The sequence below is a fragment of the Corynebacterium urealyticum DSM 7109 genome (assembly GCF_000069945.1).
In the GTDB taxonomy this organism is placed as follows: domain Bacteria; phylum Actinomycetota; class Actinomycetes; order Mycobacteriales; family Mycobacteriaceae; genus Corynebacterium; species Corynebacterium urealyticum.
On the sequence record NC_010545.1, the window covers coordinates 1,451,753 to 1,477,586 of the forward strand.

The 25,834-nt window shown below is 63.0% G+C and carries 22 protein-coding genes and 1 pseudogene; 11 read left to right on the forward strand and 12 right to left on the reverse strand.

Translation table 11 applies throughout. The features are described from left to right. Positions 1 to 164: 164 nt before the first annotated feature. A complete protein-coding gene (locus CU_RS06210; protein ID WP_012360479.1) occupies positions 165 to 791 on the reverse strand; it encodes a C40 family peptidase in 627 nt (208 codons plus the stop codon). Positions 792 to 1,258: 467 nt separating this feature from the next. Between CU_RS06210 and CU_RS06215 the strand changes: the two genes are divergently transcribed. Further along, complete coding sequence (locus CU_RS06215) at positions 1,259 to 1,909, forward strand: 3'-5' exonuclease (RefSeq protein WP_231837620.1); 651 nt, start codon at positions 1,259 to 1,261, stop codon at positions 1,907 to 1,909. 260 nt (positions 1,910 to 2,169) lie between these two features. Here CU_RS06215 and qcrB read toward each other — a convergent pair whose 3' ends face one another. The 4 genes from qcrB to ctaE all read right to left on the reverse strand — a co-directional run bounded on the left by qcrB (position 2,170) and on the right by ctaE (position 6,582). Continuing rightward, a complete protein-coding gene (gene qcrB / locus CU_RS06220) occupies positions 2,170 to 3,807 on the reverse strand; it encodes a cytochrome bc1 complex cytochrome b subunit (RefSeq protein WP_012360481.1) in 1,638 nt (545 codons plus the stop codon). Then, complete coding sequence (gene qcrA, locus CU_RS06225) at positions 3,804 to 5,009, reverse strand: cytochrome bc1 complex Rieske iron-sulfur subunit (RefSeq protein WP_012360482.1); 1,206 nt, start codon at positions 5,007 to 5,009, stop codon at positions 3,804 to 3,806. The genes qcrB and qcrA overlap by 4 nt, the downstream gene beginning before the upstream one ends. Beyond that, the gene (gene qcrC / locus CU_RS06230) at positions 5,006 to 5,902 is read right to left on the reverse strand and encodes a cytochrome bc1 complex diheme cytochrome c subunit (RefSeq protein WP_012360483.1); all 897 of its coding nucleotides are present in this window, start codon (positions 5,900 to 5,902) and stop codon (positions 5,006 to 5,008) included. The genes qcrA and qcrC overlap by 4 nt, the downstream gene beginning before the upstream one ends. Before the next feature lie 68 nt (positions 5,903 to 5,970). After that, the gene (gene ctaE, locus CU_RS06235) at positions 5,971 to 6,582 is read right to left on the reverse strand and encodes an aa3-type cytochrome oxidase subunit III (RefSeq protein ID WP_041628485.1); all 612 of its coding nucleotides are present in this window, start codon (positions 6,580 to 6,582) and stop codon (positions 5,971 to 5,973) included. 422 nt (positions 6,583 to 7,004) lie between these two features. Between ctaE and trpD the strand changes: the two genes are divergently transcribed. Next, positions 7,005 to 8,114, forward strand: coding sequence for an anthranilate phosphoribosyltransferase (trpD, locus tag CU_RS06240; protein ID WP_012360485.1), 1,110 nt, complete (start codon positions 7,005 to 7,007; stop codon positions 8,112 to 8,114). Positions 8,115 to 8,409: 295 nt separating this feature from the next. Here trpD and ctaF read toward each other — a convergent pair whose 3' ends face one another. Continuing rightward, entirely contained in the window at positions 8,410 to 8,841 is a 432-nt protein-coding gene (gene ctaF / locus CU_RS06245) for an aa3-type cytochrome oxidase subunit IV (RefSeq protein ID WP_012360486.1), read from the reverse strand. A 39-nt stretch (positions 8,842 to 8,880) separates the two neighbouring features. Next, a complete protein-coding gene (gene ctaC / locus CU_RS06250) occupies positions 8,881 to 9,984 on the reverse strand; it encodes an aa3-type cytochrome oxidase subunit II (protein ID WP_012360487.1) in 1,104 nt (367 codons plus the stop codon). A gap of 343 nt (positions 9,985 to 10,327) precedes the next feature. Between ctaC and asnB the strand changes: the two genes are divergently transcribed. Next, entirely contained in the window at positions 10,328 to 12,286 is a 1,959-nt protein-coding gene (gene asnB / locus CU_RS06255; RefSeq protein WP_012360488.1) for an asparagine synthase (glutamine-hydrolyzing), read from the forward strand. A 258-nt stretch (positions 12,287 to 12,544) separates the two neighbouring features. Here the strand turns inward: asnB and CU_RS06260 are convergent, their stop codons facing one another. Continuing rightward, entirely contained in the window at positions 12,545 to 12,889 is a 345-nt protein-coding gene (locus CU_RS06260; RefSeq protein ID WP_012360489.1) for a HesB/IscA family protein, read from the reverse strand. Between the two features lie 160 nt (positions 12,890 to 13,049). Between CU_RS06260 and CU_RS06265 the strand changes: the two genes are divergently transcribed. Both CU_RS06265 and CU_RS06270 read left to right on the forward strand, forming a co-directional pair. Further along, entirely contained in the window at positions 13,050 to 13,760 is a 711-nt protein-coding gene (locus tag CU_RS06265; protein WP_012360490.1) for a DUF3043 domain-containing protein, read from the forward strand. Beyond that, positions 13,761 to 14,744: a nicotinate-nucleotide--dimethylbenzimidazole phosphoribosyltransferase gene (locus CU_RS06270; RefSeq protein ID WP_012360491.1), complete on the forward strand. Its 984-nt coding sequence runs from the start codon at positions 13,761 to 13,763 to the stop codon at positions 14,742 to 14,744. A gap of 247 nt (positions 14,745 to 14,991) precedes the next feature. Here the strand turns inward: CU_RS06270 and CU_RS10620 are convergent, their stop codons facing one another. Together CU_RS10620 and CU_RS06275 are read right to left on the reverse strand one after the other, a co-directional pair. After that, positions 14,992 to 15,468, reverse strand: a complete 477-nt coding sequence (locus CU_RS10620) for a hypothetical protein (protein WP_148264196.1) — start codon at positions 15,466 to 15,468, stop codon at positions 14,992 to 14,994. Positions 15,469 to 15,837: 369 nt separating this feature from the next. Next, entirely contained in the window at positions 15,838 to 17,001 is a 1,164-nt protein-coding gene (locus tag CU_RS06275; protein ID WP_012360492.1) for a branched-chain amino acid aminotransferase, read from the reverse strand. Between the two features lie 77 nt (positions 17,002 to 17,078). Here CU_RS06275 and CU_RS06280 point away from each other — a divergent pair, with 77 nt between their 5' ends. Beyond that, on the forward strand, positions 17,079 to 18,716 hold the full coding sequence (locus CU_RS06280) for a leucyl aminopeptidase (RefSeq protein WP_012360493.1): 1,638 nt from the start codon (positions 17,079 to 17,081) through the stop codon (positions 18,714 to 18,716). A 72-nt stretch (positions 18,717 to 18,788) separates the two neighbouring features. Here the strand turns inward: CU_RS06280 and CU_RS10945 are convergent. Then, positions 18,789 to 19,200 (reverse strand): annotated as a pseudogene (locus CU_RS10945) (hypothetical protein). A 140-nt stretch (positions 19,201 to 19,340) separates the two neighbouring features. Here CU_RS10945 and sucB point away from each other — a divergent pair. The 5 genes from sucB to CU_RS06310 all read left to right on the forward strand — a co-directional run bounded on the left by sucB (position 19,341) and on the right by CU_RS06310 (position 25,155). Continuing rightward, positions 19,341 to 21,530, forward strand: coding sequence for a 2-oxoglutarate dehydrogenase, E2 component, dihydrolipoamide succinyltransferase (gene sucB, locus CU_RS06290; RefSeq protein WP_012360495.1), 2,190 nt, complete (start codon positions 19,341 to 19,343; stop codon positions 21,528 to 21,530). Between the two features lie 158 nt (positions 21,531 to 21,688). Further along, positions 21,689 to 22,387 (forward strand): lipoyl(octanoyl) transferase LipB, encoded by a 699-nt coding sequence (lipB, locus tag CU_RS06295; protein ID WP_012360496.1) that lies wholly within the window; start codon positions 21,689 to 21,691, stop codon positions 22,385 to 22,387. 94 nt (positions 22,388 to 22,481) lie between these two features. Continuing rightward, positions 22,482 to 23,525 carry a lipoyl synthase gene (lipA, locus tag CU_RS06300; RefSeq protein WP_012360497.1) on the forward strand — a complete coding sequence of 348 codons (1,044 nt, stop codon included), beginning with the start codon at positions 22,482 to 22,484 and terminating at the stop codon, positions 23,523 to 23,525. 132 nt (positions 23,526 to 23,657) lie between these two features. Continuing rightward, positions 23,658 to 24,428 carry a DUF4191 domain-containing protein gene (locus CU_RS06305; RefSeq protein ID WP_012360498.1) on the forward strand — a complete coding sequence of 257 codons (771 nt, stop codon included), beginning with the start codon at positions 23,658 to 23,660 and terminating at the stop codon, positions 24,426 to 24,428. A 73-nt stretch (positions 24,429 to 24,501) separates the two neighbouring features. Beyond that, complete coding sequence (locus tag CU_RS06310; RefSeq protein WP_012360499.1) at positions 24,502 to 25,155, forward strand: LysE family translocator; 654 nt, start codon at positions 24,502 to 24,504, stop codon at positions 25,153 to 25,155. A gap of 157 nt (positions 25,156 to 25,312) precedes the next feature. Here CU_RS06310 and CU_RS06315 read toward each other — a convergent pair whose 3' ends face one another. Continuing rightward, the gene (locus tag CU_RS06315) at positions 25,313 to 25,789 is read right to left on the reverse strand and encodes an RDD family protein (RefSeq protein WP_043951913.1); all 477 of its coding nucleotides are present in this window, start codon (positions 25,787 to 25,789) and stop codon (positions 25,313 to 25,315) included. Between the last annotated feature and the right edge of the window lie 45 nt (positions 25,790 to 25,834).

Genomic DNA, 25,834 nt, shown 5'->3' on the forward strand with positions numbered 1-25,834 from the left:
GATTATGCCACAGTTGGCTCGCAATGAGTAGCTGTTTCTTTAGCCTGAGCTGCAGCGCAGTAACGCCAGCCCTCGTTAGCCACAAGAGTTAACTGAAGGAAACAAGAAACCCGCCGGAGGCCGCATTCTGGGCCACTCCGGCGGGCAATCAGAGCGCTGTAAAACTAGAAGCGCACCGCGTTGTTGACCGGCATGTAGTTGAGGTCATTGACCTGAACCGGGGTGCCGGAGTTGACGGCGTGGACGACCTTGCCCTTACCGATGTAGATGGCCACGTGGGATGCGCCACCGTAGTAGGAGACGATGTCGCCCGGGCGCAGATCCTTGATGGCGACCGGCTTGCCGCCGCCAGCCTGAGACTGGGAGGTACGCGGGATGTTCTTGCCGACCTGCTTGTAGGCCCAGCTGGTCAGGCCGGAGCAGTCGAAGGCGTTGGGGCCTGCAGCACCCCAGGCGTACGGAGCGCCAACCTTGCTCATGGCGTAGTCAGCGATCTTCTGGCCGATGCTGACCTGGGAAGCCTTAGCCGGGGCAGCCTTCTTCGCACCCTGGGTTGGAACCTGGGCCTGCTTGACCAGCCCCATGTTCACTGCCTGGCGGTGAGCGTTATCAATGTGCGGCTGGACCTGCTTGGCGACGTGGTCCGGCGCCTCGACGGAGAAGTCGGTGTCCGGGACGGTGATCGGTGCGGCAGTCGCGGTAGCTGGGGCCAGAGCCGCGAGGCCTGCGCCTGCTGCTGCGAATGCGACTGCGTTGCGGACGGTGTTGCCCTGCTTACGGTGCTTACCCATAGAAATTCTTGCCTTTCGCTTCTCCCCTAGTGGGGAGTTCTTATTCGGTTTCTTTTCTCCGGATGTTTACCGGCGGGGCTGCTGCCCTCTGCTTTAAGGTCACGGAAAGATTACGAAACGATCACAAGCCCTGTCCACCGAAACGGCCGAATTTGTGAAAAATCTTCTGATTTCATGCCAACCAGAGCCACCAACCTGGGAACTTCGCTCTATACACACGTAAAAGTTACCAAACCGTAATAACCCCGCTACCTGCGTTCTTACATTTGCTGCACCGCTCGACCACTGGCGCCAGCACCGCAGCCATGGCGGCAAAGTCCCAGCAATGTGATCTTGCTCACATCTCTCCATATTGGGTGCTTTGTGGCGCTGGAAACACGGTTTGGAGGGAAGAAAACCGGACATCGAACACCTGCTGCTCAGCCAAAGAACGGGCTCGTCCGAGAGCGCGCCTAGACTCCTTAGCTATGAGCACTCCCCCGGCTAATACTCAACCCGGCTGCGATCGTGATGATGGCTCGTCGGTGAACCCGCGCCCACGCCTTGAGGCTGCGTTGGCAGCAGCGTTGGAACGCTGTGCGGTGGTGGACCTGGAAACCACCGGGCTGGAGCCTGCCACGGATAGAGTCATCGAGATCGCTGTCCTGACCGTAGAGCATGGAAGCATCGTGGGGAGCTTCCACTGCCTCCTCAACCCCGAGTGCAGCATTCCTGGGGAATCCAGCAACATCAACGGCCTTAGGGACGATGATGTCGCCAACTCACCCACTTTTGCCGAGGTCGCTCAGGAGCTCCTACCCCACGTATTGAATAGGACGCTCGTGGGGCACAACGTGAAGTTCGACGTCGGCTTCCTCGCGGCGGAATACGCTCGCCTGGGGCACGCGGATGCGGCACGGGTTTTGACGGAGCAGTGCCTCCCACAAGCGTTGTGCACGGCAGCGACCGCTCGAGAGCTCATCCCCCGGGAGGCCGTGGGGCGTTATACGTTGGCGAACCTCGCGGCACACTGTGGGTTGGCCTCCTCCCCTGCCCATCGGGCGCAGCAGGACGCGGCCACGACTTTCGATCTCACCCATCGGCTCTACACAATCGCACAAGAGCCCCCGCGGCGTTAGCGGAAACAGCTACCCCACTTCCGACCCAATTCTGATGCTCCCCCGGGCCACGGGCAGGTGTTGCGTTCCGTTTCCGGAACCCGCTGCTCCGCCCTGACGCTCCCCCCCCCGGGCACGGGCAAATGGCTGGTGAATAAGAAGGCATAGCAAAAGGGCGGGGCCCACGTTTTTAACGTGGGCCCCGCCCTTAGCCTTTCCCGGCTGCTAGTGGCAGTTGGAACTAGCGCCGGTACTTCTGCGAGCTATGCGCCTCGTGGCGTTTAGTCCTCGTTGCGGGACTCCAGCTCGGCACGGTTGGCCTCCTGGAGACGCTCGAACATCTGCTTGCGCTCCAGCGCGTTGCGCTGCTCGATCTCCTGAGCCTTTTCGGCGATCTCCGGGGAGTCCGGGCTGAACCAGCCACCGCGGCCCGGCTTGCCAGCCGCACCGAGGTCGTTCGGCTGGGTCGGCACGTATGCACCCTGGTACTCCAGCGGGATGGCGTGGCCGTGCTCGTCGACGCCACCAAGCGGCTGGTGGACCTCGATGAACTCGCCGGACGGCAGCTGACGGATGGTACCGGTCTCGATACCGTGCTCCAGGATCTCCCGGTCGCGACGCTGCAGACCAACGCAGATGCGGTGGGTGACGTAGTACGCGATCGGAGGCAGCACGATCAGGCCGATGCGGCCGACCCAGGTCATCACGTTCAGCGAGATGTCGAAGAAGTGAGCGACGTGGTCGTTACCACCAGAGACGGTCAGCAGTGCGTAGAACACCAGCGCCATAACGCCGAGGCCGGTGCGGACGGGAACGTCGCGCGGACGCTGCAGCAGGTTGTGATGCGCAGTGTCACCGGTCATCTTCTGCTCGATCCACGGGTAGGCAACCAGCAGCGCGACCAGCAGGCCGAGCAGCAGAGCAACCCAGAAGACAGAGGCGATGGTGTAGTTACCGAGGTACAGCTCCCATGCCGGCATGACACGGGCAGCACCATCAGTCCACAGCATGTAGACGTCCGGCTGGGAACCAGCGGAGACCTGCGACGGGTTGTACGGGCCAATGTTCCAAATGCCGTTGATCTGGAAGACACCGGCCAGCAGTGCCACGACACCGAAGGTGATCAGCCCGAAGGAAGCAGCCTTGACACCGAAGACCGGCAGGATTCGCACGCCGACAACGTTGTTCTCGGTGCGACCCGGTCCAGGGAACTGGGTGTGCTTCTGGAACCAGACCAGAGCCAGGTGAGCGGCAATCAGAGCCAGCAGGATGCCCGGGATCAGCAGCACGTGCGCGATGTACAGACGCGGGATGATGATGTCGCCCGGGAAGTCACCGGCGAACATGATCCAGTGCATCCAGGTGCCGATGATCGGCAGGGAGATCACGATCGCAGACATGATTCGCAGACCCACACCGGAGAGCAGGTCGTCCGGCAGAGAGTAGCCCATGAAGCCCTCGGCGATCGACAGCAGCAGAAGCAGGCAGCCGATAACCCAGTTAGCCTCACGCGGCTTGCGGAATGCACCCGTGAAGAAGATGCGCATCATGTGAACCATGATGGACACGGAGAACAGCAGTGCTGCCCAGTGGTGGACCTGGCGAATGAACAGGCCACCACGCACCTCGAAGGTGATATCGAGGGCCGTGTGGTAAGCGGCGGACATCTCCACACCGTTGAGCGGTGCGTAGGCGCCGTCGTAAATGACCTTCGACATGGATGGGTCGAAGAACAGGGTCAGGTAGACACCCGACAGGATCAGAATGATGAAGGAGTAGAGCGCGATCTCACCGAGCATGAAGGACCAGTGAGTCGGGAACACCTTGTTGATCTGCGGGCGGATTACCCCAGATGCGGTGTAGCGCTCATCGATGTTGTTTGCGGCCTGCGCGAGGCGGCCTTGTTGCTTAGTGGTCATGACCTACGCTCCCAGAATGCCGGGCCAACAGGCTCAATGAAGTTGCCCTTGGCGATGAGGTACCCTTCCTCGTCCACCGTGATCGGCAGCTCTGGCAGTGCACGTGCGGCTGGGCCGAAGACCGGCTTGCCGTACTGCAGTGCGTCGAACTGGGACTGGTGGCACGGGCAAAGAATACGGTTGGTCTGCTGCTCGTACAGGGACGTCGGGCAACCAATGTGCGTACAGATCTTGGAGAACGCAATGTAGTCGCCGTAGTGGAAGTCTTCCTGGCCGGCACGCTGGACAGCACGCAGAGCATCCTCGTGGCGCAGACGGATCAGCATGACCGCGTTGCGGGAACCGTGGATGGAGTGCATGTGCTCCTCGTAGACATCGGCCTTGGCGTCGTACTTGTCGCCGTCGTTGACCATGCTTTCGGTCATCGGGAAGACGGTCTCCATGGCGCCAGCGTCCAGATCCTCCGGACGGACGCGGACCAGGCGGGAGATGCCCTGGGTGCTCCAGTGGCCGTCGTGGTTCTCAGCCACGGCGCCGGTGTCGCGAGCCAGGTACAGCTTCTCGCCCTGCTCGTGCAGGGTCCAGCCGGTGGTCCACAGGGTGCCGTCGCCGGCGATGCCCATTGCGCCGCGCTTCCACGGGTTCTTCACGATGCCGCCCATTGGGAGGATGATCGCGAGACCAGCGAGTGCAGCACCACCTGCGGCCAGGCCGGCGATAACCGGGCGGCGGCCGAGGGTGGAGGTCTTCCAGGAGTCGTTCAGGAGGGCCACGAGGGTGCGACGATCGACCTCGTCAGACGGGCCGTCGTGGCGAGTCTGAACGGAGATCTCCTCCGGGATGAAGCTCTTGGTGTATGCCGCAACACCCATGCCCAGCAGGGTGATGGACAGACCAGAGGTAATACCCAGCAGCGGGGTGTAGAAGGTGTACCACCACAGGCCCTCTTCATCCATGTGCTTGTACTCCCACGGCCAGAAGAGGTAGATGGCAACGAATGCCAGGCCGAGGACGATGGAGAGGATCAGGTAGGTGGCAACCCGACGGGAGGCACGCTTCTCAGCCGGATCGTTCTCGATCGGGAAGCGTTCCTTACGGTAAGCGACGGTCACGCCGTCCAGCTCGGTGCCGAGGCGAGCGAGGTCTTCCTCGCTCATCTGTGCCAGCTCGGCATCAGTGTACTTATTCTTCAATTCGCTCATGACCGGGTTCCAATCCACATCGCGAAGGCGATCATCACGATGATGCCTCCGAACCACATCAGCATGCCCTCGCTAACGGGACCCAGACCGCCGAGGCCGTAGCCACCCGGGTTCGGGGTTTCCTTAGCGTTCTTCACGAAGGCGATGATGTCCTTCTTCTCGTCAGCGGTCAGCTGGCGATCAGAGAACTTCGGCATGTTCTGCGGGCCAGTCAGCATGGCCTGGTAGATCTCCTGCTCGTTCGCATGATCCAGAGTCGGTGCGAACTTACCGGAGGACAGTGCGCCACCACGGCCAGTGAAGTTGTGGCAGGAGGCACAGTTCAGACGGAAGAGGTCGGAACCGCGTGCCACGTCGGCCGGGTTGATCTCACCGTCGGTGGTGCTCTTACCGCGGAGGGACTCCATGGCGATGGAGCCGTCCTCGTTGCGGACGATGCCCGGGCCGCCACCGTTGGCGTTGACGTATGCCGCCAGAGCCAGGGTCTGCTGCTCGGAGTAACGCGGCTGCTTACGCTTTGCCTGCGCCTCGTTGCGCAGCATCGGCATGCGGCCGGAGTGGACCTGGAAGTACACGGAGCCCTCGCCGACACCGATCAGCGAAGGACCACGACCCTCCTGGCCCTGGAGGTTGGCACCGTGGCAGGTGATACATGCCACTTCGTAAATCTCCTTACCCTGCTGGACCAGTGCGGTCTCGTCCTGCTGTGCCGTAGCAGTGTTCGGGTCCGGAGTGAGGGCATTAGCCAGGAATCCCGCGCCGGTCAGTCCGACGACGAGAGCGAATGCCCCGGCAAGCACCTTGCGGAGCTTGCGGCGCCGCCGTGCGGCCCCTGGGGAACGCTGTGCACCGGTTGCTGCACCGGTGCCCGCGTTGTTGTTAGAGGTATCCATCTTGTTCCCTTTAACTCGTCAATGGAATTGCGATGGGCTGTCGGCCAACCTGAGTTGGCGCTAACGGCCTATTGAACGAAGTAAATCGTGATCCACAGGCCGATCCAGACAACGTCGACGAAGTGCCAGTAGTAGGACACAACGACGGCAGCGGTTGCCTGTGCCGGGGTGAACTTGGACTTGAACGTCCTGAGCAACACAACGAGGAACGCAATCACACCGGCCAGCACGTGTGCGCCGTGGAAACCGGTCGTGATGAAGAACACCGAGCCGTAAACGGAGCCCGGGATCGTGGTTCCAGTCTGAACGAGGTGGAAGTACTCGTATCCCTGACCGATAAGGAACACGGTTCCCAGCAACGCCGACAGTGCGTACCAACGACGAAGAGCGAAGACATCCCCCCTCTCAGCCGCGAACACGCCGAACTGCGCAGTCACGGACGAGGAGATCAGGATGATCGTAATCGTCGCCGCGAAAGGCACGTTCAGCTCGGTTGGCTCGGATGGCCAATTGCCTCCCGAGTTGGCCTTGGACACGAAGTACATCGCGAACAGGCCAGCAAAAAACATCAATTCTTGAGACAGGAACACGATCGTGCCGACGCTGACCATGTTCGGTCGGTTCAGCGTCGCAACACGATGTGGTGCTGCCATACCTGGGTTTTCAACTGCGCTTGTCACGTGTCTAAGTATGGCTGTTTTCTGGCAGATAGTCGATTCCCCACGCGTGAAAGCTCAAAGCGGACTGGAAAACAGCAGGTCAAACCTTGGACAAACCTGCCAGTATCCCCCCTTTGGGGGATAGTCGGAACTTTTTGGAACCGCTATCCGACGCGCCACATCGTGGCAGGTCAGCGCATAAGCGGCAGCGGTTTTCCGCCGTACTGACACCCGATTTTGTTCACAGGATTCAGCCAGCAAGGCACCACTCCCTCCCCCACTTCGGGCCCGAACCCCGACACCGAAGCGCCCCGCATCTCACCTCTACCCCCGCAGAAGTCGCCGAGATTCGGTTCGTAGTGGTGATCCACGCCACCCGCTCACAGGCAACACTAACCTCCGCCGTATTATTTAAAGAAACAGCTTTGGAAGGGAGCCAACAGGTGGCAACAGAGTCAACCGATCACAGCACATTCACCTCTACCGCTCATGCACTTGGTGCCGAGCAACTTCCGGAGTCCTACTTCACCTGGCCGGGCCTACTGGACCGCCTGGGTCGCCGCGAAGAGCTCAGCGAGTCCCAGACCGCGTGGGCGATGAACGAGATCATGGCTGGGCGCGCCAGCGACGTCCTGATCTCCGCCTTTGCCTTTGGTCTTCGAGTTAAGGGCATCACCGCCGCGGAGCTCGCCGCTGCAGCAGAGGCCATGCGCTCTTTCGCGACCCCGGTGGACTTCTCAGGCGTGGACAAGATTGTGGACATCGTCGGAACCGGCGGCGATGGCCGCAACACCGTAAACATCTCCACGATGGCGTCCTTCGTCGTCGCGGGCACCGGAACGAACGTTGTTAAGCACGGTAACCGCAAGGCGTCCTCCCAATGTGGGGGCGCAGACATGCTCGAGGCGCTCGGCGTGGACATCGAGCGCTCCCCCGAGGCTGTAGCGGAGGACCTGAAGGAGACGCACTTCGCGTTCCTGTTCTCGAAGGCCTACCACCCCGCTATGCGTTTCGCTGGCCCGGTGCGTAGCGAGCTGAAGGTTCCGACCGTCTTCAACTTGCTCGGCCCGATGACCAACCCGGCAAAGCCCGGTTATGGCCTCATCGGCTGTGCGTTCAAGGATCTCATGCCGATCATCGGCGGCGCCTTCGCCCACCAGGGAAGCCGTGTGCTCGTGGTTCGCGGCATGGACGGCATGGACGAGATCAGCGTGTGCGCCCCAACCGACGTGGTCACCGTGGATGCCAACGGACAGACCGACGAGGAGATCATCAACCCGCGTTCCCTGGGCCTCGACTTCTATGAGGAGGACGCCCTGCGTGGCGGGGATGCCGAGTACAACGCCGATATCGCCCGCAAGCTTTTCCGCGGCGAGCTCGAGGGTGCGATCAAGGACGCCGTCCTTCTCAACGCGGCCGCAGCTTTGGCCACCGTCGAGGGCTGGGAGCAAGACGGCCTGCAGGCCACACTGAAGCGGAACATCGACCGCGCACGCGAAAGCCTGGAATCTGGTGCAGCACTGAAGAAGATGGAGGCGATGATCGCCCGTTAGGGACCGCATCACTCCCCCGCGAGGCCCCTCGGTCAAGGTTTAAAGCCTGACCGAGGGGCCTTTGCGTCAGCCTTCAACGCAAAAACTCCGCTGCCATTGATAGCCGGGCCGAGCGCCCCCTTCGACCCGAACCCGATATCCGGTCCGCCGAACAGCCCCCCGAATGGCAACGGATGCGGTGGCCCTCCGGCAGACAGCCAGGAATCGACGGACAGGTTCCAGAAATGCAGAACGCGGCCGGGATCCCACGAGGGGAATCCGGCCGCGGCCTTAAAGCGTGTGAACGCTTAAGCGTTTAGTGGTCGTCGCGAGCGACACCGTACTGGAGGTTCATCATGACAGAGCCCCAGACCAGGAAGATAGCGCCGGCCACGATCAGCCACAGGTGAGCGAAAGCCAGACCGTAAGCGACCAGCATGACTGCGATGGTCAGCTGGAACGGCCAGATGGAGCCAGCGGAGAAGAAGCCCAGCACGCCAGCACCGTCCTCAATCTCAGCCATCTCCCAGTCAGATGGACCGATGTCGGTCTTGTTGTCGGTGATGTGCAGGTACACCGCCAGCATCAGGGACAGCAGAAGGGCCAGGGTCAGGCCGGTGACACCAGCCCACTCGGTCCCCATCACGCGGTTGGTTTCGGCCAGGTACTTGGTACCCAGAATGTAGACCACGTCCATGACCAAGAAGAACACGGCGAGGCCGTAGAAAAGCTTTGCTCCGGAAGTCATCTTTCCCTCTTTCTCTAGTTAGGAACTCGCGCGGTGCCCTTAGGCAGCGTTGCGGTCCGTCATGTTCTCGCCGGCCTCACGGGTAGCCGTGCGGTCGGAAACGAATGGGTGGGTAGAGGTGGAGTACGGAGCTTCACCGATGGACTTCAGGGCCTCGGAGTTCGGAGCCTCTGGGTTGTCCTGACGGAACTTGATGTAGTCCGCGAACTTCTCCGGGGAGACGACACGCAGCTCGAAGTTCATCATGGAGTGGTAGGTACCGCACATCTCGGCACAGCGACCGACAAATGCTCCCTCTTCCTTGATCTCGGAGATCTGGAAGCGACGCTCAGACTGGTTCGCCTCCGGGTGCGGGAACACGTCGCGCTTGAAGAGGAACTCTGGGATCCAGAAGGAGTGAGCAACGTCCGCGGAAGCGAGGTTGAACTCGATTGCCGTGTTGGACGGAACAACCAGGACCGGAACCTCGTCGGTGGAGCCGACGGTCTCGATCTTGTTGAAGTTCAGGTAGCTGTAGTCTTCCTTCGAACGACCGTGGATCGGGCCGACACCGTGGTTGGTATTGGAGCGGATCTCGTACTTGGAGTCCTCAGCGCGCTGCTGAGCCTCCTTGTCGACGCCCTCGTAGTCCTGGCCGCCCAGCAGTTCACCGTTGATCTCGCCGTAACCGAACTTCCAGTTCCACTGGTAACCGGTGACGTCAACCTTGACCTTCGGGTCCTTATCCAGGGCGGTCACGCTGTCCTGAGTCTGGACGTTGAAGAAGAACAGGACCATGACGATCAGAACCGGAACGGTGGTGAGCACCAGCTCAAGCGGGACGTTGTAGCCCGTCTGACGTGGGAATTCTTCGTTGTCGCCACGGCGGGAGCGAGCCTTGCTGGAGTAGCGACCCATAACGAAGAACATCAGGGCCCACATGATGATACCGATGATCCAGGCGGTCACCCAGACCCAGACCCAGTAGTTGCCCATCTGCTCAGCCTCTGGGGTGATACCCATCGGCCAGCCCATGCGGAGAGCATGGAAAAATCCGTTCTCCGGGGGCGCGACGTTACAACCAGCAAGGGCGAGGCCGGACAGGCCGAGCGTCCCTGCCATAGCAATACGGCGAGTCATACCGTGCACTTTTCGCTGTTCCACGCGATTATGCCTTCCTCGTTCACACGTTCATAGCCTTGGGTTTTCAGCGTTATCGCTCGTGGTGAGCGCACGCTTGTTGCGCCCAAGACTGCTTCACTAGAGAACTTTAGACCATATACAGCGAATTGCCACTATTCGTTGCGGTGGGTGCCACATTTTGGGGGTTTCCTGTGAGCCCCTCCCCCCGTCCGGGGCAACTTGCCCGTTTTCTGCCCCGCGCGCCAGCTAGGACGAGCGCCCCCGAGCGCGTAGTTTGTAGTCTAACCGACCTGGCTCGCGGCCACCTCTGTTCCGCGCGTCAGTTTATATAGTCCCCGATGATTCAGGAGTAGTAAAGCACCCTATGTGTGGCCTACTTGGTTTACTGTCCGCCGACGGCACTGCCAACACGTTCACCGACCCGGTCGCTGAAGCGCTGCCGTGCATGCGTCACCGTGGTCCGGATGATAGCGGCACCTGGAACGACGACGATGTGGTCTTCGGCTTCAACCGCCTGTCCATCATCGACCTGGAGCACTCCCACCAGCCGCTGCAGTGGGGGCCGGCGGATCAGCCGAACCGCTACTCCATGACCTTCAACGGCGAGATCTACAACTACGTCGAACTGCGCGAGGAGCTCCAGGAGCTGGGTTACTCCTTTAATACCGGCGGCGACGGCGAGCCGATCGTCGTTGGTTTCCACCACTGGGGTGCCGATGTGGTCAACCACCTGCGTGGCATGTTCGGCATCGCGATCTGGGATTCGGTGGAGCGCCGCCTGTTCCTCGCTCGCGATCCGTTCGGCATCAAGCCGATGTACCTGGCGTCGACGGACAAGGCGACCGTCTTCTCCTCCGAGAAGAAGTGCATCCTTTCCCTTGCGGACGCCATCGGCCTGAACCTCGATCTGGATCCCCGGGCTATTGCTCACTACACGGATCTGCAGTACGTCCCTGAGCCGGAGAGCCTGCACAAGAACATTTTCCGTCTGGAGTCCGGCTCCCGTGCGTTCGTCACTCCCCCAGCAGAGGGCGCACACGGCGGCTGCACCATCGAGCAGGAGCGTTACTTCGAGCCGAAGTTCCCGGTGGCTAAGGTGCCGGCGGGCGGCGAGGATGCCCTGTTCCAGCGCATCGCCGAGGCCCTGGAGGATTCCGTGGCCAAGCACATGCGCGCGGACGTCACGGTGGGGTCCTTCCTCTCCGGCGGCATCGACTCCACGGCCATCGCCACCCTGGCGAAGCGCCACAACCCGGATCTGCTGACCTTCACCACTGGTTTCCAGCGCGAGGGCTACTCCGAGGTTGATGTGGCCGCGGAGTCCGCTGCGGCGATCGGCGCGGAGCACATCGTCAAGGTGGTCAGCCCGGAGGAATTCGCCGACGCGGTGCCGAAGATCATGTGGTACCTGGACGACCCGGTCGCCGACCCGGCCCTGGTTCCGCTGTACTTCGTGGCAGCCGAAGCCCGCAAGCACGTGAAGGTCGTGCTCTCCGGCGAGGGCGCGGACGAGCTCTTCGGTGGCTACACCATTTATAAGGAGCCTTTGAGCCTCGCCCCGTTCGAGAAGATTCCTGGCCCTATTAATAAGGTGCTGGCGAAGCTGGGCGACGCACTGCCGGACGGCGTGCGCGGTAAGTCGCTGCTGCAGCGCGGCACGATGTCCATGGAGGAGCGCTACTACGGTAATGCCCGCTCCTTCAACTACGAGCAGCTGGAGCGCGTGCTGCGCGAGGTTCGCCCGGAGTGGGATCACCGGGAGGTCACCGCCCCGATCTACGCGAAGTCCCAGGACATGGATCCGGTGGCCCGCATGCAGCACCTGGATCTGTTCACCTGGCTGCGCGGGGACATTCTGGTCAAGGCGGACAAGATCACGATGGCCAACTCCCTGGAGCTGCGCGTTCCGTTCCTGGACAAGGTCGTTTTCGACGTCGCGGAGACCCTCCCGATCGACATGAAGATCTCCCACGGGACGACGAAGTACGCGCTGCGTAAGGCGATGGAGCGCATCGTTCCGGAGCACGTGCTCAACCGCAAGAAGCTGGGCTTCCCGGTGCCGATCCGCCACTGGCTGGCCGGCGATGAGCTCTATGGCTGGGCGAAGAAGCACATCGAGGATTCCCAGACGGATCACATCTTCAACAAGGCCGAGGTTCTGGCGATGCTCGAGGAGCACCGGACGGCGATGACCTCCGGTTCCGGCCCGGATCACTCCCGCCGCCTGTGGACGGTGCTGGCGTTCATGATCTGGCACGGCATCTTCGTGGAGAAGCGCATCGACCCGGGCATCAGCGAGCAGGACTACCCGGTGAAGCTCTAAGTGTGCTGCGTTCCGGGGAATCCGGGGTCTAGGCCTATTTCCCCGGCCCTAGAGCCCCTCCCCGGCGCCAGCGGCTGCTTCCCCAGCGCATAGGTCCAGCCCTTCGGCCAAACCCTGGGCTCCCTGCCCCGCTGGCCCCCTAAATTATCCACCCCAACAGAAAACGCCGCGGCACCCACTGATCGTGGGGCCGCGGCGTTTCGCCGTCTTCCCTCTTTCGCTACCCCGCAATTGCGGGGCCCAGGGGCCTTCTTCGGCTTAGGAGAAGGAGTCGCCGCAGGCGCAGGAGCCCGAAGCGTTCGGGTTGTCGATCGTAAAGCCCTGGGACTCGATGGTGTCCGCGAAGTCGATCTTCGCGCCCATCAGGTACGGGGCGGACATGCGGTCGACGACCAGGTTCACGCCCTCGTACTCGTCCTTCAGGTCACCGTCCAGGGAGCGGTCATCGAAGAACAGCTGGTAACGCAGGCCAGCGCAGCCGCCTGGCTGCACCGCGATCCGCAGCGCCAGGTCGTCGCGGCCCTCCTGGGCCAGCAGGGAGCTTGCCTTGGCCACAGCGGCGTCGGTCAGCTCAACACCCGTGACCTTCTCTGGGGCAGTCATATTTCCTCCTCAATAAGGATGGTTTCGATGCTCGTTTAGGTTACTCGCAGAGCGGTGCGAATTCCACAACCTCACGCTCCGTCCTCCCGTACAACGAAGGTTGCCCCGAAACTATTCCATCCTTTTGATAGACCCCTGATTCTGCTCTAGCCTAAGAGGCGTGAAAAAGTCGCGTAAGAACAGCACATCCACTTCCGCTGCCGCCAGCTCCGCCGCAGCATCCGCCGAGGCCGCCCCAGAGGCCCAGGACAAGCAGCCGACCAACAAGGCCTTCACCCCGCCGAAGGGTCGCCCGACCCCGAAGCGTAACGAGCAGGAGCGCCAGGCCGGCGTGCGCCGCGGACCTTACCAGGGCCCAGAGACCCCGGCCGAGGCCCGCAAGCGTCGTAAGGAGCTCAAAGCCTCCATGTCCAAGGAGGAGTACAAGGAGCTCAAGGCCAAGGAGCGCCAGGAGCGCGAGGCCGAGCGCCGCCACATCAACGAGCGCATGATGGCCGGAGATGAACGCTACCTCATGGACCGCGATAAGGGCCCGGAGCGTCGCTTCGTCCGCGACTGGGTGGATTCGCACCGCTACCTCGGCAACTTCTTCATGCCGATCGCGCTGGTCGTGGTCGTGATTATGGTGATCGGCCTGCGCAACCCGATGCTGGCTAACACCGCCTCCCTGGTGATGTTCGGCATCCTGATCCTCATGGTCATCGAGGGCATCATCCTGGGCCGCAAAGTCAACCGCCTGGTGCGCGAGAAGTACCCGGACACCACGCTGGGTAAGTTCGGGCTGGGCATGTACGCCTTCGGCCGCGCGACGATGATCCGCAAGATGCGTAACCCTGCCCCGCAGGTGGAGATCGGCGAGGACGTTCGCTAAATGGCAGTGGACTTCACGGCCGTGGAAGCAGTCGATCCGACGCGTGTTGCTGAGGCGACCCGCCGGCTGGAGGCGACGACGATGGCTGCCGGTGGCGGCCGTGCGAGCTTGGGGGAGCTCGCCGCCTGGGGTGGCTGGTTGGCGGCCTGCCAGGGCCGGGAGCTGCCCGCCGCGCTGGAGCGCGTGACCTTGGCGGTCGTCGCGGGTGGGTCTTCAACGACGCCCAGCGTGTCCGTTCTCCCCGAGGACTCCCTTTCCCAGGTGGGCGAGCTGTATGCCTCGGGTCGCTCCCCCGTCGCCGCCGCTGCTGTGGCCCAGGCTGTTCGGGTGGAGTTTATCGACGCCAACACCGCGGCCGCCGATCAGCTTTCCACCGAGACGGAATCCTCTGGGGCGGAGCCCGGCCTCGAGGAGTGGCTGGCGGCCGGTGCGGCCTTCGCGGACGCGGAGGCGGATAAGGGCACGGAGCTGCTGCTGCTCGGCGATTTCGGCCCGGGCACCACGACCGCGGCCGCAACGATCATTGGCGCGATCTGCGGGATCGAGCCGGTGAAGGTCATCGGTTGGGGTTCCGGCATTGATGACCAGGGCTGGCGGCGCAAGGTAGCCCAGATTCGCGACGGCATGTTCGCGGTGCGGGATGTGCGCACCGAGCCCCGCGAGATCCTCTCCCGAGCGGCCGCGCCGCATATCGCGGTGCTGACCGGGATGCTCGCGCAGGCCGCGATCCGGCGCACGCCGGTGATCTTCGATGGTGCGGGCTGCGCGGCGGCCGCGCTGTGCGCGCAGATGCTGGCTCCCACCGCTCGCGACTGGTGGCAGCCTGCCTCCCCCGGCACGGAGCCGGCGATCGTGCCGGCGCTCGGCGCCTTGGGCTTAAGCCCAATCCTGCCGACCGGGATCGGCCTGGGTCAGGGAGCGGGTACGCTGCTGGCGCTGCCGCACTTGCGCCTGGCCACACAGTTCGCCGAGGGCGAGGCATAAGACCGCACTCCCCTGATCAGCGCCCTGCCTAGCAACGCTTCAGGCTCCAGCGCCACCGAAAGTGAACTAGCCCCCGAAAGTTGGGCTTTTAACCCTAGGCCTTTGAGCCGTTGTTGGATGCGTTCATTGTTGGACCACTTACTGCTAGCGCTGATCTTCGCTCAGCGAACTTCGTACTCTCAACGGAAAACTGCTCCCCAGTAGTTGGTAGCTGATAACTCAGCCCAACTACTGGGGAGCAGTTCATTTATTTAGCGGAGTTTCTTCGGTTTATGAGTCGTCTAATCGCGACAGCTAGCAGGTTGAAAGGGGTGCAAAGCAGCGCTATTCCCACAAAGGCAAAAACAACCCCAATTCCTTCTTGGGATGATATTCCAAAGGCTGCATCGAAGGCGAAAGCTGTGCCAAAACCTGAGCCTGTAAGAAGAGCTATAATGAGAGATTCCTTGACGGACCTGTAGTTAACATATGCAATGATGCTCGATCCGAGTATCAGGGAAATTCCGCAACCAATAATCTGCCATTTAGGGAATTGATTAGGCGCGCCATATAGAAAAAACTCTTCAATGCTTGATCCCGGAGACCATGAAAGCCAGGCTGCAGCTGACAGAATTCCAACAAGAAAAGATGCAACGGGTGCCCTATATGGAAGTCGTGAGTTCTGAGCACTTTCAGGAACATGCCTGTTTATTAAAACGTAAACTACTACGGTGGGAACCAGCACCAAGATAAAGGCGACCCAAAGGAAATGCCGAGGGTGAAAATTTCCAATCAGCATTGCGTCTCCAATCAAAGATTATCGCCGTGCGCTCCTATAACAATAGCCCAGTAGTCGCACCCTGATGAGATAGCAACACCACCATATTTCCCCTGAGTGGAATTGGGAACCGGACATCTACTTGCAGTGCGAGCAATCGTTTCGGGGCTTATGGAAGATGGGTTCTTTTGATCAACCGCACTCCCCTGAGCAGCGCCCTGCCTAGCAACGCTTCAGGCCCCGGCGCCGCCGAAAGATGGTGGCCCGGGGCCTGAAGTTTCGCTCCACACCACCGCGCGAGGCGCGTTACGGAGCTAGTGCGTTATTGCAGGCGCCCTACTGCAGATCCTCAGCCGGAACCAGGGTGTGCAGCCAACCGTGCTTATCCTCCACGGCACCACGCTGGATGCCGGTGAGGTGGTCGCGCAGCCGCATGGTGACCTCACCGGTCTGGGCACCGTTGATCTCGTACGCACCGCCGGCGTACTTGACGGAGCCCACCGGGGTGACCACCGCGGCGGTGCCGCAGGCCAGCACCTCGGAGAGCATGCCGGAGTTCGCGGCCTGCTCCCACTCCTCGATGGAGATACGGCGCTCGTTGACGTTGTAGCCCAGGTCGCGGGCGACCTGGATCAGGGAGTCGCGGGTAACACCCGGCAGCAGGGAGCCGGAGAGCTCCGGGGTGATGACCTCGGCGTTCTCGCCCTCGCCGAAGACGAACATGAGGTTCATGCCGCCCATTTCCTCGACCCACTTGCGCTCAACGGCGTCCAGCCATACGACCTGGTCGCAGCCCTGCTCGGCGGCCTGGGCCTGTGCCATGAGGGAACCGGCGTAGTTACCGGCGCACTTCGCAGCCCCCGTGCCGCCGGGCGCGGCGCGCACGTACTCGGTGGACAGCCACACGCTCACCGGCTTGATGCCGCCGGTGAAGTAGGCGCCCGCCGGGGAGGCGATGACGATGTAGGTGTAGGTCTTGGACGGCTGGACACCCAGGTGCACGTCCCGGGCGATCATCAGCGGGCGCAGGTACAGCGCGGCCTCGCCGCCTGCGGCTGGCACCCACTCGTGGTCGATGGCGACCAGCTGCTTCAGAGACTCGAGGAACAGCTCCTCCGGCAGCGGGGCCATGCCCAGGCGCTCGGCGGAACGGGCCATACGCTGGGCATTCTGCTCCGGGCGGAAGGTGGCGATGCTGCCGTCCGGCTGGCGGTAGGCCTTGATGCCTTCGAAGATGGCCTGGCCGTAGTGGAAGACCATGCTGGCCGGGTCCATGGTCAGCGGACCGTAGGGTTCGACGCGGGCGTTGTGCCAGCCGATCTCCTCGTCGTAGTCGATGAGGACCATGTGGTCGGTGAAGTGGACGCCGAACCCCGGGTTCTCGAGGACCTTGGCGATGTCCGCCGAAGAGGTGCGGTTCTCGTTCGGGGTGACGGTGAAGCTCAGATTGGTGTTTGGTGCGGTGGTGTTCGGTGTGCTTTCGCTCATGGCTACAACCATAGTTCCTCGAAAAATTGTGAGTACAGTTGATGGCGCATTAGTGAGATTCTGCGTTGCGAAAGGATTGATTTTCGATCATGACCACCCAGCCAGGCCAGCCGATCGCGCTGGATCCCGCCCAGATTTATTCCGCCCTGCCGAACCGCGGCACGATGCCGACGATTGACCTCGTCGCGGAGCTTCCGGCGGACGCGGAGGTGGACACGCTGATCGTTCCGGTGTTCCAGGGTGCCAACGGCCTGGAGCTGGCCGCCACGGGTTCTGGCCTGTTGAGCAAGGAGCAGGAGATTACCCTGTGGCGCGTGCTCACCAGCGTGGGTGCGACTGGCAAGCGCGAGGAGCTGACCCCAGTGCCGGGCGAGCTGCTGGCGACCGAGGGCTCGGCCCCGGCGACCAAAATCCTGGCCCTGGGCCTGGGCGATATCGACGACTCCACGGACGAGGACATCCGCGAGCTCGCGGGCGTGGCCTCCCGTGCCGCTGGTCTGGGTTCGAAGGTTGTGTCCAGCCTCGGCCTGATCTCCCCTGAGGCCGCGCTCGTCGGTCACGCGCTGGGTGGTTACCGTTTCGCTGGTTTCAAGGGCGCTTCCGCCAAGAACGCTGCTAGCCAGGACGCTGCTGGCCAGGACGCTGCTGGCCAGGACGACGCCGCCGCGTCCGACTCCCCCGTCACCATCACGGTCCTCGCCCGCGAGGCCGACGCCGCCCTGCTGGCCCAGGCTCAGGTTGACGCCGCCGCGGTGGCGCTGGCCCGTGACTTCGTGAATACCCCGGCGAACTTCCTGTACCCGGAGACCTATGCCAACACGATCCGCGAGATCGCTGAGGCCGTGGGGCTGGGCGTCGAGATCCTGGATGAAAAGGAGCTGGAGCAGAAGGGCTACGGCGGCATCGTCGGCGTCGGTAAGGGCAGTGAGCACGCCCCGCGCCTGGTGCGTCTGACCCACGAGCCGTCCGCGGATAACGAGGCACCGCAGGTGGCACTCGTCGGTAAGGGTGTGACCTTCGATACCGGCGGTATTTCTCTGAAGCCGGGCGCGAATATGTGGGACATGATTTCGGACATGGGTGGCTCCGCGGCTGTCGTCGCCACGATGGTGGCGGCCGCGCGCCTGGACCTGCCGATGAAGGTCATCGCCACGATCCCGTTGGCGGAGAACACCCCGAGCTCCACGGCAACCCGCCCGGGTGACGTGCTGCGCCACTACAACGGCCTGACCACCGAGGTGTTGAACACGGATGCGGAGGGCCGCCTGATCCTGGCCGATGCGATGGCTCGTGCCTGCGAGGACGAGCCGGATTACCTCATCGAGACCGCGACCCTGACCGGCGCGCAGATGGTGGCGCTGGGCAACCGCACCCCGGGCGTGATGGGTTCCATCGCCTTCCGCGACAAGGTGGCGGAACTGTCCCAGGAGATCGGCGAGAACGGCTGGGCTATGCCGCTGCCGCCTGAGCTCGGCGAGGCTCTGAAGTCCGATGTGGCCGACCTGCGCAATATCTCCGCCAGCCGCTGGGGTGGCATGTCGGTGGCCGGCCACTACCTGGCTAACTTCGTGACCGAGGGCGTGGAGTGGGTACACATCGATATCGCCGGCCCGGCGTATAACACCGAGGGCGCGTTCGGCTACACCCCGAAGCGCGGCACGGGCGTGCCGGTGCGTACGATCCTGGCGACCCTGCGCCACCTGGCAGGGACCACCAAGGGGGGCTAAGCCCAAGCCCTGGCCCTCCCCCTCGGCTAGAACTGCCCGGGGCTAGGCTTTCTCTCCCCCCCCCCCGGAGGGCTAAGACTCCTCTTCCGAGCGGCGCGCCTGTTCCATGCGGGCGCGCCGTTCGCGCTGTTCGAGGCGCTTTTTTGATCAGCCGGTCACGCTCGATGCGGTCGCGCATGCGCTGCGGGTAGCCGGTCTCTTCGGCGAAGTAGAGGGGGATGCCGAGCTTCTTGGCGACCACGTCGATGCCCTTCGGCCCGCCGATCTTGCGGCGCGTCCAGTCCCCGGAGCCGTCGACGAGAACGACCGACATCTCGTTGATGATGGTTTCGGGTTCCACGAAGCCCTCCACCCCACCTGCCTGTCCGCCATGCTGCGCGGACCAGGTGCTCAGGTACTCCAAATCACGTGCGCGGATGGTGTCTCCGGGCGCACGCGGCGGCTTGGTCTGATTCTTGCTGGATCGGCCAAAAAGATTGAACACAACTAGCCATTCTAGGCAGTCCGGTTCTCGGTCGGGGTTGGGTGCGTCGAAAGTTGCTTGAGAGCGTACAATTGTTGAGTAACTGGTCTTTAAAACTCGACCACAGCTAGTTTTCGCGTTTCAAGAGGAGCTTCAACACCATGGCGCAGTCCGTCGAAATGCCCGAGTTGGGCGAATCGGTCACTGAGGGCACCATCACCCAGTGGCTGAAGAAGGTTGGCGACAAGGTAGAGGTGGATGAGCCTTTGCTCGAGGTGTCCACCGACAAGGTTGATACCGAGATCCCCTCCCCTGTTGCCGGCATTCTGCTGAAGGTAATGGCCGAAGAGGACGACACCATCGAGGTCGGTTCCGTCATCGCTGAGATCGGCGAGGAGGATGAAGCTCCTTCCTCCGATGACGAGGGCGACGACTCCTCCAACGAGGACGAGGCTGCGGACAGCTCCGACGAGGAGGCTGAGGACTCCTCCGAGGACTCCTCCTCCGATGATGCATCCGAGGGTTCCGGTGAGGGCGAGGACGTCACCATGCCGGAGCTCGGCGAGTCCGTCACCGAGGGCACCATCACCCAGTGGCTGAAGTCCGTCGGCGACAAGGTCGAGGTCGACGAGCCACTGCTCGAGGTCTCCACCGACAAGGTCGACACCGAGATCCCATCCCCGGTCGCAGGCACCCTGGTCGAGATCCTCGCTGAGGAGGACGACACCGTCGAGGTCGGCGACGTCATCGCCCGCATCGGCGACGGCGAGGCTAAGCCGGCCAAGAAGGAAGAGCCGAAGGCTGAGGAGCCGGAGGAGACCGAGGACGAGGACGCTGAGGCTTCCTCCGAGGACGCATCCGAGGACACCTCCGCCGATGAGTCTTCCGACGATTCCGCTTCCGAGGGTTCCGGTGAGGACGAGGACGTCACCATGCCGGAGCTCGGCGAGTCCGTCACCGAGGGCACCATCACCCAGTGGCTGAAGTCCGTCGGCGACAAGGTCGAGGTCGACGAGCCACTGCTCGAGGTCTCCACCGACAAGGTCGACACCGAGATCCCATCCCCGGTCGCAGGCACCCTGGTCGAGATCCTCGCTGAGGAAGACGACACCGTCGAGGTCGGCGACGTCATCGCCCGCATCGGCGACGGCTCCGGCAAGCCTTCCAAGAAGGAAGAGCCGAAGAAGGAGAAGTCCGAGGACAAGTCTTCCGAGAAGGCTAAGGCGAAGGACGAGCAGAAGTCCGAGAAGAAGGACGACTCCAAGGACGAGCAGAAGTCCGAGAAGAAGGACTCCGGCAAGGACAAGGCCGCGGCCGCCCGCGAGGCGGCACGCGAGAAGGCTGCGAAGACCACCGCTCGCCCGAACGTCGCCGACCGCGGCGAGAAGTCCGGCTCCGCTGGCGAGCCGTCCGGCGATAACCTGCCGTACGTGACCCCGCTGGTCCGCAAGCTGGCCGAAAAGAACAACGTGGACCTCTCCAAGGTCACCGGCACCGGCGTTGGTGGCCGCATCCGCAAGCAGGACGTCCTGGCCGCCGCCGAGGGCGAGGACATCACCACCGGCGCGAAGACCAACCTGCCGGCCGGCCCGCGTGCGTCCGCACACAAGGTCGACCCGGATAAGCAGGAGCTGATCGGCACGACCCAGAAGGTCAACCGCATCCGCGAGATCACGGCACGCACCACCCTGGAGTCCCTGCGCAACTCCGCGCAGCTGACCCAGGTCCACGAGGTCGACATGACCCTCGTCGCCGACCTGCGCGCGAAGTCCAAGAAGGCTTTCCAGGACGCCCACGGCGTGAACCTGACCTTCCTGCCGTTCTTCGCGAAGGCTGCCGTCGAGGCGCTCATCTCCCACCCGAACGTCAACGCATCCTACAACGCTGAGACCAAGGAGATGACCTACCACGACCGCGTGAACCTGAGCATCGCGGTGGACACCGAGGACGGCCTGCTCTCCCCGGTCATCCACGACGCGCAGGACCTGAGCCTGCCGGAGCTGGCGAAGGCCATCGCGGACATCGCTGACCGCGCACGCAACAAGAAGCTGAAGCCGAACGATCTGGCCGGTGGCACCTTCACCATCACCAACATCGGTTCCGAGGGCGCCCTGACCGACACCCCGATCCTGGTTCCGCCGCAGGCAGCCATGGTCGGCACCGGTGCGATCGTGAAGCGCCCGGTCGTCCTCACCGAGGACGAGAACGAGGCCATCGCCATCCGCGACATGGTCTTCCTGCCGATGACCTACGACCACCAGGTCATCGACGGCGCCGACGCAGGCCGCTTCATGTCCACCCTGCGTGACCGCCTGGAGAAGGGCGACTTCGAGGATGACCTGGAGCTCTAAAGCTCCCGCGCCGCTCACGGTGGCGCTGGCTAAAGGCAGCGCCACGCGCGGAAGATAGCGCCCGCGGGTAGTTCCCAGCCACTAACGGGACCCGCAGTACTCAGACCCCCGAGCCTCAACGCTTGGGGGTCTTTTGCTGCGCGCTACACTTGGCAAACATGGGCTTTCAAACCGGCAGTATCCGCATGGACTCCACCCCGATCGAGGTCAAGGAGCTCGGCACGGTGGATTATCAGGAGACCTGGCACCGCCAGGCCGAACTCGCCGCCGAGCGCGCCGAGGGGAAAATCAACGACCAGTTGCTGATCCTGGAGCACCCGTCGACGTACACGGCGGGTAAGCGCACCGAGGACAGCGACCGGCCGGACAACGGGCTGCCGGTGGTGGACGTGGACCGCGGCGGCCGGATCACCTGGCACGGCCCGGGCCAGCTGGTGGCCTACCCCATCATCAAGCTGGCCGACCCGGTGGACGTGGTGGACTATGTCCGCCGCCTGGAGGAAGCATTGATCCAGACCTGTAAGGACGTGGGCCTGGAGGGCACGGGCCGCGTTGAGGGCCGCTCCGGGGTGTGGCTGCCCGCCGGCGTGGTGGGCGGCGAGCTGAAGCCCGCCCGGAAGATCGCAGCGATCGGCATTCGGGTCACCCGCGGCGTAACCATGCACGGGGTGTCCCTAAACTGTGACAACACCATGGAGTACTACGGGCACATCGTGCCCTGCGGCATCGCCGATGCCGGGGTGACCACGCTGTCGGCGGAACTCGGCCGGGACGTCCCCGTCGAGGAGTGCCGCGAGGCGCTGGAGAAGAACATCGTGGCCGCGCTGAACGGCGAGCTGGCGGTGCACAAGGACTAGCCGCAGTGCTCGCCATGCCGGTGATGTTTGGGCAGGTCAGCCCGCACGCCGAGATTGTTAGCAATCATCGGGTGACCAGCGTAGGGTGGTCTGCATGACTGTCAGCGCTAATGGACGCCGGATGCTTCGCATCGAAGCTAAGAACTCGCAAACTCCCATCGAGGCTAAGCCCCGCTGGATCCGCACCACCGCGAAGATGGGCCCCGAGTATCGGGACATGAAGAACCGCGTGACGGGCATGAGCCTGCACACGGTGTGCCAGGAGGCTGGCTGCCCGAATATCCACGAGTGCTGGGAGGACCGCGAGGCCTCCTTCCTTATCGGCGGCGATACTTGCTCTCGCCGTTGCGACTTCTGCCAGATTAAGTCCGGTAAGCCCACTCCCCTGGACCGCGATGAGCCACGCCGCGTGGCGGAGTCCGTCCGCGAGATGGGCCTGAAGTACGCAACCGTCACGGGCGTGACCCGCGACGACCTGGACGACGAGGGCGCCTGGCTGTACGCCGAGGTCGTCCGCAAGATCCACGAGCTGAACCCGAACACGGGCGTGGAGAACCTCACCCCGGACTTCTCGAATAAGCCGGAGCTGCTGCAGATCGTGTTCGAGTCTCAGCCGGAGGTCTTCGCCCACAACCTGGAGACCGTGCCGCGCATCTTCAAGCGCATCCGCCCGGCCTTCAAGTACGAGCGCTCCCTGGAGGTCATCCGTGCGGCTCACGATTACGGGCTGATCACGAAGTCCAACCTGATCCTGGGCATGGGCGAGACCGAGGAGGAGGTTGTGGAGGCGATGCGTGACCTGCGCGAGGCCGGCACCGATATCCTCACGATTACCCAGTACCTGCGCCCGACCTCCATGCACCACCCGATCGAGCGGTGGGTGCGCCCGGAGGAGTTCGTGGCACACTCCGAGGCTGCTTATGACATGGGCTTCCCGGCTGTTATGTCCGGCCCGCTGGTTCGTTCCAGCTACCGCTCCGGCCGCCTGTACGCGCAGGCGATGCGCGCACGTGGCCGTGAGATCCCAGAAAACCTCTCCCACCTCAACGAGAAGCTGGACGGCTCCACCCAGCAGGAGGCCACCAACCTGCTGGATAAGTACGGCGCATCCGAGGAGACCCCGGTCGCATACCGCTAGGGAAACCCAGCGATGTAGCGCTAAAGATAATCCTGCGGCGTACCGCTAGCGCGAGAGGCGTTGAGACGCGCGTAAGGCTTCGCACCTTGCGCGCGTTTCTTTGTTTTCGCTGCATGTTCTATCCTGGAGCACATGGCTAAGGACATCCGCGAGAAGGAAAACAAGAAGGCAGAAAAGGCCGCCAAGCGCGCCGCCCGCAAGGAGCAGCGCGGCCAGCTGTGGCAGGCCTTTAAGCTGCAGCGGCAGCGCGATAAGAAGCTGATCCCGCTGATGCTGGTGGGCTTTTTGGTGCCCGTCGTGCTTCTGCTTCTGCTTTCCACGGTGTTCGGCTGGTGGTGGCTGAACCTCATCGTGGGTATCCTGCTGGGCATCGCCGTGGCGGTGTGGGTATTCACCCGCCGCCTGCAGAAGGGTGTCTACGAGCAGATCGAGGGCGAGGCCGGCGCTGCCGCCTGGACTTTGAGCAACCTGCGCGACGGCGTGGGTATGAAGTGGATCGTCGAGCCAGGCATCGCGCAGAACACGAACCTGGATGCCGTCCACCGCGTCGTCGGCACCCCGGGCATCGTCCTCGTCGGTGAGGGCGATTCGAACCGCGTGAAGCAGATGATCGCCCGCGAACGGAAGAAGATCGCCCGGATCGCTGGCAATGCCCCGATCTACGACGTCATCGTCGGCGACGGTGAGGGCGAGGTCCCGGTCCGTAAGCTGCAGAACCACCTGATGCGCCTGCCGCGAAATGTGAAGAAGAACGAGGTCGATGCGCTGAACTCCCGCATCGATTCGATTTCCCGCTTGCAGTCCCCGATGGCGAATATGCCGAAGGGTCCGCTGCCGAAGGGTGGCCAGATGGCCGGCATGAACCGCCGCGCCCGCCGTGCTGCACAGCGTGGCAAGAAGTAAAATTTAAGATTATTTAGCGCTCAACCGGCCGCATACTGTGGCCGGTTTTTGCTTGGAGATTTGGGATTAGTTTGTGGACGTAGCCAACATCGGGATCATCATGTTGTTGAACATGCTCGGCGTGATGACCCCTGGCCCGGACCTGTTTTTGGTGCTGCGGATGGCCACCCGCTCGCGGAAGCATGCCTTCGCGGCGATTGGCGGGATCATCACCGCCCTGGTGTTCTGGTCGACACTGACCGTGATGGGCGCGAGCACGCTGCTGAATAAGAAGCCGTGGATCCTGGATTACCTGCAGATCTTCGGTGGCCTGTGGTTGGGCTATATGGCGTTTAGCCTGCTGCGGCAGGTGCGGGAGTACTACCGGACGCGGGCGGGGGCGAACACGGATCTGGTGATGGGCCCGGGGCTGGGTTCGCCGAGTGCTGCTTATCGCACGGGTATGGCGACGAACCTCTCCAATCCGAAGGCGGTGCTGTACTTTACGGCGATTCTGGCACCGTTTTTGCCGGTGGGCGCGCCGTGGTGGGTGTCTGTGGTGTATGTGGTCACCATCATGGCCTCGGCGGCGATTGTGTTTAGCCTGATCGCGCTGTTCGTCTCGACGCAGCGGGTGCAGTCCCGGCTGCTCTCCGTCTCCCACCTGATCGACCTGGGTGCCGGGCTGTTCTTCGCTGTGTTCTCGGTGACCTTGCTGTACAACGGCCTGACCGGCCTGTTGGGCTAGCGCTGCGGCGCCGGCGATCTCGGTTCGACGTCGCCGGCATCCCCCTGCTGCGGCAGCACTCCGCCGCTTCCCCATTCGGCCGCAGCTGCCCGCCGCTCTCCGTTCTGCGGCAGCGCCCGGCGCTGCCGTTCCCCCGTTTCCCCGCTTCTCGGGCAGGCTATCGGGTCTTAATGACGCCGGTTTGGGTCACGCGGTCGTGCAGCCCGCGGCCGTCGGTGTCCTGGACGACGGGCGGGAACATGAAGATGGTCAGCAGGATGCGCACGAAGGAGCGCCAGAGTCCGACGCGCTGGGTGGCGTCGTCCAGGCGGGCGACACCGATGCCCATAACCGCGTGGCCTGGGGTCTGGGCCAGTAGCCAGACGGTGAGCAGGCGCATCAGCACGAAGACCAGCATGGTGAGGGTGGACAGCCCGCCGAACTTGGTGGTCTGGGTGGTGATGAAGAACGCGATGCCCATGCTGAGGAACCAGTCGATGAGCAGCGCGATCATGCGGGGCATCAGCGTCGAGAGCGAGCCGGGCCCGTCCTTGGGCAAGCCGATGGCTTCGCCGGCGTAGGAGCTGAGTTTGTTCGGGTCTTCGTTTTGGCCGGGCAGCTGGGGGCCTTCGAGCCAGGAGCGCTTCTGAGTCATGATGGTTTTGAGCCTATCCAAGCGCTGGGGCGGGAACAATTTCCC

Bases quoted from the DNA above. Each gene is read 5' to 3' on its own strand.
- CU_RS06210 (WP_012360479.1), bottom strand. From the start codon at position 791: ATGGGTAAGCACCGTAAGCAGGGCAACACCGTCCGCAACGCAGTCGCA.
- CU_RS06215 (WP_231837620.1), top strand. From the start codon at position 1,259: ATGAGCACTCCCCCGGCTAATACTCAACCCGGCTGCGATCGTGATGAT.
- qcrB (WP_012360481.1), bottom strand. From the start codon at position 3,807: ATGACCACTAAGCAACAAGGCCGCCTCGCGCAGGCCGCAAACAACATC.
- qcrA (WP_012360482.1), bottom strand. From the start codon at position 5,009: ATGAGCGAATTGAAGAATAAGTACACTGATGCCGAGCTGGCACAGATG.
- qcrC (WP_012360483.1), bottom strand. From the start codon at position 5,902: ATGGATACCTCTAACAACAACGCGGGCACCGGTGCAGCAACCGGTGCA.
- ctaF (WP_012360486.1), bottom strand. From the start codon at position 8,841: ATGACTTCCGGAGCAAAGCTTTTCTACGGCCTCGCCGTGTTCTTCTTG.
- asnB (WP_012360488.1), top strand. From the start codon at position 10,328: ATGTGTGGCCTACTTGGTTTACTGTCCGCCGACGGCACTGCCAACACG.
- CU_RS06260 (WP_012360489.1), bottom strand. From the start codon at position 12,889: ATGACTGCCCCAGAGAAGGTCACGGGTGTTGAGCTGACCGACGCCGCT.
- CU_RS06270 (WP_012360491.1), top strand. From the start codon at position 13,761: ATGGCAGTGGACTTCACGGCCGTGGAAGCAGTCGATCCGACGCGTGTT.
- CU_RS06275 (WP_012360492.1), bottom strand. From the start codon at position 17,001: ATGGTTGTAGCCATGAGCGAAAGCACACCGAACACCACCGCACCAAAC.
- CU_RS06280 (WP_012360493.1), top strand. From the start codon at position 17,079: ATGACCACCCAGCCAGGCCAGCCGATCGCGCTGGATCCCGCCCAGATT.
- sucB (WP_012360495.1), top strand. From the start codon at position 19,341: ATGGCGCAGTCCGTCGAAATGCCCGAGTTGGGCGAATCGGTCACTGAG.
- lipB (WP_012360496.1), top strand. From the start codon at position 21,689: ATGGGCTTTCAAACCGGCAGTATCCGCATGGACTCCACCCCGATCGAG.
- lipA (WP_012360497.1), top strand. From the start codon at position 22,482: ATGACTGTCAGCGCTAATGGACGCCGGATGCTTCGCATCGAAGCTAAG.
- CU_RS06305 (WP_012360498.1), top strand. From the start codon at position 23,658: ATGGCTAAGGACATCCGCGAGAAGGAAAACAAGAAGGCAGAAAAGGCC.
- CU_RS06315 (WP_043951913.1), bottom strand. From the start codon at position 25,789: ATGACTCAGAAGCGCTCCTGGCTCGAAGGCCCCCAGCTGCCCGGCCAA.